This is a genomic window from Candidatus Erwinia dacicola (assembly GCF_001756855.1).
Lineage (GTDB): Bacteria > Pseudomonadota > Gammaproteobacteria > Enterobacterales > Enterobacteriaceae > Erwinia > Erwinia dacicola.
In genome coordinates this window covers 1-5830 of sequence record NZ_MAYS01000296.1, presented here as the reverse complement: position 1 = coordinate 5830, position 5830 = coordinate 1, and the positions used below count along the sequence as shown (strand labels likewise).

The 5830-nt window shown below is 52.1% G+C and carries 14 protein-coding genes; 1 reads left to right on the top strand and 13 read right to left on the bottom strand.

The genetic code is table 11. The features are described 5' to 3' along the window. The 5 genes from BBW68_RS08795 to BBW68_RS08780 all read right to left on the bottom strand — a co-directional run. Positions 1 to 189, bottom strand: a 189-nt coding sequence (locus BBW68_RS08795) for a M15 family metallopeptidase domain-containing protein (RefSeq protein ID WP_148127611.1), incomplete at its 3' end; no start/stop codon positions are given. Between the two features lie 84 nt (positions 190 to 273). Next, positions 274 to 483 carry a hypothetical protein gene (locus BBW68_RS19725; protein ID WP_245675241.1) on the bottom strand — a complete coding sequence of 70 codons (210 nt, stop codon included), beginning with the start codon at positions 481 to 483 and terminating at the stop codon, positions 274 to 276. Positions 484 to 493: 10 nt separating this feature from the next. Beyond that, positions 494 to 724 (bottom strand): hypothetical protein, encoded by a 231-nt coding sequence (locus BBW68_RS19720; protein ID WP_245675240.1) that lies wholly within the window; start codon positions 722 to 724, stop codon positions 494 to 496. Position 725: 1 nt separating this feature from the next. Then, positions 726 to 1121, bottom strand: coding sequence for a gp16 family protein (locus tag BBW68_RS08785; protein ID WP_070135034.1), 396 nt, complete (start codon positions 1119 to 1121; stop codon positions 726 to 728). A 16-nt stretch (positions 1122 to 1137) separates the two neighbouring features. Further along, a complete protein-coding gene (locus BBW68_RS08780) occupies positions 1138 to 1416 on the bottom strand; it encodes a hypothetical protein (protein ID WP_070135032.1) in 279 nt (92 codons plus the stop codon). 385 nt (positions 1417 to 1801) lie between these two features. On the opposite strand from BBW68_RS08780, the gene BBW68_RS08775 reads away from it, so the two are divergent. Further along, positions 1802 to 2101: a hypothetical protein gene (locus BBW68_RS08775; RefSeq protein WP_070135030.1), complete on the top strand. Its 300-nt coding sequence runs from the start codon at positions 1802 to 1804 to the stop codon at positions 2099 to 2101. Between the two features lie 201 nt (positions 2102 to 2302). On the opposite strand, the gene BBW68_RS18845 is transcribed toward BBW68_RS08775, so the two are convergent. From BBW68_RS18845 to BBW68_RS08740, 8 genes are all read right to left on the bottom strand, one after another. After that, positions 2303 to 2455, bottom strand: a complete 153-nt coding sequence (locus tag BBW68_RS18845; protein ID WP_186821311.1) for a hypothetical protein — start codon at positions 2453 to 2455, stop codon at positions 2303 to 2305. Beyond that, on the bottom strand, positions 2448 to 3020 hold the full coding sequence (locus tag BBW68_RS08770) for a 3'-5' exonuclease (RefSeq protein WP_083264858.1): 573 nt from the start codon (positions 3018 to 3020) through the stop codon (positions 2448 to 2450). Before BBW68_RS08770 ends, BBW68_RS18845 begins: the two co-directional genes overlap by 8 nt. A gap of 30 nt (positions 3021 to 3050) precedes the next feature. Then, on the bottom strand, positions 3051 to 3284 hold the full coding sequence (locus BBW68_RS08765; RefSeq protein WP_070135026.1) for a hypothetical protein: 234 nt from the start codon (positions 3282 to 3284) through the stop codon (positions 3051 to 3053). Positions 3285 to 3408: 124 nt separating this feature from the next. Next, a complete protein-coding gene (locus tag BBW68_RS08760; protein WP_070135024.1) occupies positions 3409 to 3600 on the bottom strand; it encodes a hypothetical protein in 192 nt (63 codons plus the stop codon). After that, entirely contained in the window at positions 3590 to 3811 is a 222-nt protein-coding gene (locus BBW68_RS08755; protein WP_070135022.1) for an ANR family transcriptional regulator, read from the bottom strand. Before BBW68_RS08755 ends, BBW68_RS08760 begins: the two co-directional genes overlap by 11 nt. Position 3812: 1 nt before the next feature. Further along, positions 3813 to 4442, bottom strand: a complete 630-nt coding sequence (locus BBW68_RS08750; RefSeq protein WP_070135020.1) for a DUF3164 family protein — start codon at positions 4440 to 4442, stop codon at positions 3813 to 3815. Further along, positions 4432 to 4662 (bottom strand): hypothetical protein, encoded by a 231-nt coding sequence (locus BBW68_RS08745; RefSeq protein WP_070135018.1) that lies wholly within the window; start codon positions 4660 to 4662, stop codon positions 4432 to 4434. Before BBW68_RS08745 ends, BBW68_RS08750 begins: the two co-directional genes overlap by 11 nt. 240 nt (positions 4663 to 4902) lie before the next feature. Continuing rightward, positions 4903 to 5823, bottom strand: a complete 921-nt coding sequence (locus tag BBW68_RS08740) for an AAA family ATPase (protein ID WP_070135016.1) — start codon at positions 5821 to 5823, stop codon at positions 4903 to 4905. Positions 5824 to 5830: the final 7 nt, after the last annotated feature.

Genomic DNA, 5830 nt, shown 5'->3' with positions numbered 1-5830 from the left:
GCGGCTGTTCAGGGTCTGGCTGCTGCCCTGAGCGACCATCTGTTTCTGGCGCTCCCGACTGCGCAGGCCTTCAGTGATACCAAAATCAACAGGAGACAGTTCCAGCGCACGGCGGGTCAGTTTCACCAGGTCCGGGTGAACGCCATACAGGCGGGACTCGCTGCGCTGGCTGAAGCGGAAAGAAGACATAAAAAAACCCTCACAAAGTTTGTGAGGGTTATTGTGCAGGGAGACGTAACTCAGTGCGTGATACGGGGGTGAAGCAGTAATCCATCAGAACAGTGCCCCCTGTGCCGGGGGAGAGGTTGCCTGACGGCGGCTTGCCACAATAGCCCAAGCACGGGTGTTGCCGATGCCGAATTTCGGGCCGAGTACCGTGAGCGCCATGCGCAATGATTCGCCATCGGCCAGCATGCTGTCAACCTCGGCGAGAAAACAGCGGTTGCGCCACTCGCGCAGGGCACCGGCACAGCGGGGGATCACCAGCGAACTGTCACCGCCGATAACGCTTAACCAGCTGGCGGGTGTTCTCGTCGCCGATAACCTCCCGCAGCATGGCCAGACGGCGTTCACCGGTGCCGCGCAGACCGCGACCGACCCGGAAACAGGCACCGCCAAAGCGCTCTATCAGCTGTTGCGTGGCGGGAAAACCTATCACATCGGCTATCTGGCGGGCGGTATCCGGCAGCAGCTCTTCGAGGGATTCAAGGTCAAACTCGCGCATACTACAGCCTCCCTTGACGCTTCGCGTCAACAATCAGCATTTGCATCAGCTTACGCACCTGATCGTCATTCAGCCACTCAACCGGCTTTTTCTCACCCAGCATGCGCTCCACGATACCTTCCAGATAATCCCACCCACGGCCAGCCTCCGCCAGCATGGCCTCAATTTTGCCCAGCATGGCTTTACGGCCTGCTGCCACGCGGGGACGGCGACCACGTGAAGATGGCGCAAAGCCCTGAGTGCGCATGTACAGCACCACTTTTTCCAGTTTGGCGGTGGTACAGTCACGCGCCGAACGCTTACCGGTATGGCAAGCCAGCACGTCGCGATAGGTTTCATCATCCCAGCCGAGGGATGATTTGCCGGTGTGAACGATACGGATCAGATTTGCTTTCATGATTACCCCAGGGCAGTCAGATGTGCATGAGGAGCTTAATGTCAATTTTCTGCTCACCGCACAGGGGAGCAGCCTGATTAGCAACCCCGACAGCAGCATGCATCTCTTCTTCAGCCCTGGCAGCATCCTGCGCCAGAGCCGTTAATTCCTGCGCATCAATAGATACAGCGCACAGGTTTTTCAAATCACCGGATTTACGTTCCAGCATGGCAAGGCTGAGGCGTCGACGATCTGCCGCGTCCTGAGCCTGTTTTTTATAGGCTGTGTACTCGCTGAGCTTGGCATAGTTGGTCATGGGGAAATCTCCGGGAATTTAAACGAAAAAGCCCCGCACAGGGCGGGGCTTGGGCCAGTTTCAAGTTGTCGTGAACAGCTTTTATGAATTGATTGGATCACGACACATTGTAAAAGTCAATAAAATGTATCAACCATAATAAGTATAGATATTTATTTATGTGTTATCTTCCCTACTTTCGTAAGTAACGGAGATGTAGACGTGAAAGTAAAGAATTCCGTTTCGATTATTCTTTTCTGATTGATTTTTACTTCATTAGCGTTCGCCACCATTTAAGGAACCAACAAGCTCTAACACCTACTACAAGAAAGGTAAAATTTATCAATGCATCATAGATAACGGTCTATCTATCGACGATAAAGAAATCGAAAGTAAGCTGCTTGATATGACATCGAGGGATCGATTCAATAGCGATGCCGTAGACGCAATACTGAAATCTAACCCTCAGTTTGTTAAGGATAATATTGAGACGTATTTAGTCCTGAGTGCCCGATATGAAGAAGGGAAGGGCAGCATCAAAGCACTTATGGGAAAAGACCCATTTATGTCGATTGATGAATGTAACCTTCTAGTGCCGTACATAGAGAAATATATATTAAAATCAGAGATTAAGAAAATTACAGCACCGCCAGATGATAAACCTCTGATCAGTTCATGGGATGAAATGGACAATGTCGATAAGTAAATGGTGGTAATCAAAAAGAGTGAAAAGCCCCGAATCAGTGCTACCGGGGCTTTCATACGGGGAGATTATGGGGTTACTCAGTGACCCGGACGTCGATACTAAACCATACGGGCACCAATGCTTTCATCAGCTCCCGTGCCTCCTCGACCCGCTCAAAAGGTACGATGATCGCACCTACATTTGGGTGGGATTCCAGATAAGCTATTCATTATCCAGCACCAGGTAACGCAGAATACGATCAGCTTTGTCAAAGAAGGCAGCTGACACCAGTTTCCCACCTAAAATATCAGTGGCCCCGCTGACAGCAGGCTCCTGACCATCTGGAAAATCAACCACGAAAGTAATTTTACCCATCAGCCGCCCCCGACTTAATTTCTTCTGTCTGATAGCCGCCATAATCACCGCAACTCATCAGCTTTCGACTGGCAATATGCGCTATTTTCACCTGGTGCAGTGCATCAGCAAGAGCGTTATGCTTATCGCCAGTGAAAGGAATATCTTTGGTGTTAATCCCCGCAAGCCGCACCAGCGTACGCAGGTCGGCAATATTCCAGTATTTCCAGGGGTAGATATCCTCACCACTGGCGTCCGTCAGGGGGTCAACCCGGTCAAGCCACCCCTCAAGAATGGTGATGTCAAAGACGGACCCATTACCCCAGGGAATACAGTGCCCACCGCCGACACTGTCAATGAATGCCCTGAACTCTGACGCAACAAGAACGGGAAGACGTTTACCGTTAAAGGCAGCATCACGCGCCTCAACACTCTGCCTGTCCCACCATGCAATAATGCTGATTTCCGGCGTGCCGTAGCTGATGGCGGCGGCATAGCTCATTCGCTCATAAAAGACATTACCAATATCGCCAGTGTGGGGATTAAACTGAACAGCGGCGATAGACAGCACCGGACATCCGCGCATTTTCCCAGTGTTTCTATATCAATCATTACGTCATTCATTTTCATGGTCATGCGTATTTCCACCTTTTTTATGCCGCTCCGCAGCTTGTTTCATTGCAGACTGCACGGATTTTTTAAATACCCTGTGATTATGATTGTCCCAGAACTGCCAGCGGGACACGGCTGGCCGTCCGGGGTACTCGACGACAGAACTGCCGTCGTTCAGGAGATAGACACGTTCAGCACCATTGTCACGGTGTTCACATCCAGAGACGCAGAGATACATATATCGCCACCATATTAACAGTTAATAGTTCCATTCTGTTTTCCCTGAATTTGGCGTAAGCCAGCCACTGACGGTTTACGCCATTTATAACAGAGGGTTATTTCGGTTTAAATCGTATTCAAATTCAGCCCGCTGGCGTTAACGATTCGGTCTTAACAAAAAACGGCTCGCGGTCTATTTCAACAATGGTTCCACAATTAAAATCCCGCGCTTCGGCGACGGTTCTGGCCGGATAGCCGCCGCGCAACGCCTTGCAGGGCTGACAGATAAAGTGGCTACCGACAGCGTATGCCTGATTGAATGCTTTAGCTTTCATCGCAACCGCTCCATCCACGCGCTACCGCGTTAGCACAGTAGGCCATACGGGACTCAGCCCATTTTCGACAGCCACTGCTGCGGGCGTGCTCCAGCGCTTTGCGCCACAGTTCCGAGGCTTTGTCCCATTCGCCGCTGCGCTCGGCGCGACCCGCCCCCACTGCATAGAGACCATAATTGTTTCGTGCTGCGCTCTCAGCTCTGTTTTTCATGTCATACCCCGGCCATATCCAGAGAAATGGGCGTGTACTGGTCGCTGTCACCCACGCGTTCATAGATGCGGATGTAACTTTTGCTGCTGACCACCTGCACGGCCTCTGCCAGAGCATCCATCGCCCGCAGCCAGCGGGGGTCGGTAATGTCATGACGGCGCAACTGCAGCACGCGGCCCGGATTAATCTCACCTTCTTTGTCGGTGGAAAACGCCCGGTCGATAATGGCCAGCAGCTCAGGTCGTGCATCCTGCGTCCATTCCGCTACGCAGGCGTCAATCAGCTCCTTTGCCGCCTGAATACGCTCGTCAAACGCTATCCTGTCCTGCATGGCCCGCTGCACCTTGTAACGCCCGTCATAGGTGTACAGCGTGACGTTGCCTTTTTTACCCCCGATGGTGGCACCATACTGTTCGGCAGAAAGGTCAATCAGCGCCTGAATATCCGCAAAGGTATCCTGCTTAAAATCGCGCAGAGACTGACTCAGAGGGACTGCCCGCGCAACAATGGCCCGCACCAGTGCATCGCGCTCCTTATCAACGGGTTTCACCAGACTTTCCGGCGTCAGAACACCACGCGCGTCTTTCCAGTAGCCAGCAGGGATAGTGGTTTCTTTAATTTCAGTGGACATTTTTAATACCTTCTGTGGTGGATTTAATAATTTCTTTTACTACACAAATATCACTGGCATTGCGTTTAAAACCTTTGCGACTTTCCAGCGCGGCAATTATCGCTTTATGTATAAATTCAGCTTCTCTGGCTTCTGCCTGGGTACATACACCTTCACCCATAATTCGGGTACTAACGCCGGTATCGTCCTGCTCAATGATTACTTTCATTACTATTCCCATAATTAACTCCAGATAACGGTGCAACCGTCGATATTTGATGTTCGGGTGACCTGGCGGACTCCGTGAGAAACTTCCACCATTTCCATAACTGGCCACACGGGACCGCTCAGGGGCGGAAGTGCATAAACGATGGGAAGGGAACGATGCCAGCCAGTTACGCGTCCACCGTGGGTATGTATCTCCGACCGGGCGCGGGAATGCCGCCAGTTAATAATTTGTTTTTCCATTCTTAGTGACCTCTCAGTGAATGAGCATCTGCGCGTAGGTTTCAATTAGCTTCACGCTAATCCCCTGGTTGCCGATAGCGCTGGCCCGTACCACGCCACGCGCCAGCTTGAACATGCGACGATAATTACCCTTTGAATATTTGAGAAATGCCTCCGCTATCCCTGGAATACGAATAGCGCTCTGGCCATCGTCCTCCGGCAGCAGACTGGCGAGGATGGTGTTGAAGTCGTCAACCCCGGACAGACTCTTATGGGCCTCAAGGTCTAACGCCATCCCCACGCGGCTGTAGAGCTGCGCAAACTCACCGCGAGACCCCTTGAGGTTAATCAGCAGGCGTGGCATGCCTGCCAGCACGATGGCAACGCCGGAACGGTCATGAATGCGGCGTAGGACTTCCAGTGCGCGGTAGGGCAACAGTTCGGCTTCGTCCACCAGAACAACCCAGCCGGTGCCTGTCAGCGCCTGTATGCACTCTTCGCTGAGTTCATGGATGTTGCCGGTCTTCTTCACGCCGAGACGGGCGCACAGCTCCTGCAGCAGCACTTTGGCGGTATAGCCGGGGTCGGCCTCAATCAGGATCGCCCCCTTGTTTGTCGCCACATAGCGCTTCAGCGCCATAGTTTTGCCCATGCCTGCAGGGCCATAAATTACGCCGATATCGCTGTCCATATGGGTGTTACTGATTAAGCCCAGCGCCAGCCCGGCCAGCCGGGTCTGAACAAAAGACTTTTTAACTTCGCGGCGGCGGGCGCGTTCTTCTTCTCGGCTGATAAAGTCAGCGAGAGCAGCCTCGACGTTACTGATATTGCCGTTATAGACGCCTTTCAGATACTGAGAAATAACCGCTGTACTCAGACCTGTTTTCGTGGCTACCTTTTTTTGGGTGTAGCCAGTCCCCACCAGCAAGTGGATTAATTTATCTTTAACGTTCATTTAAATA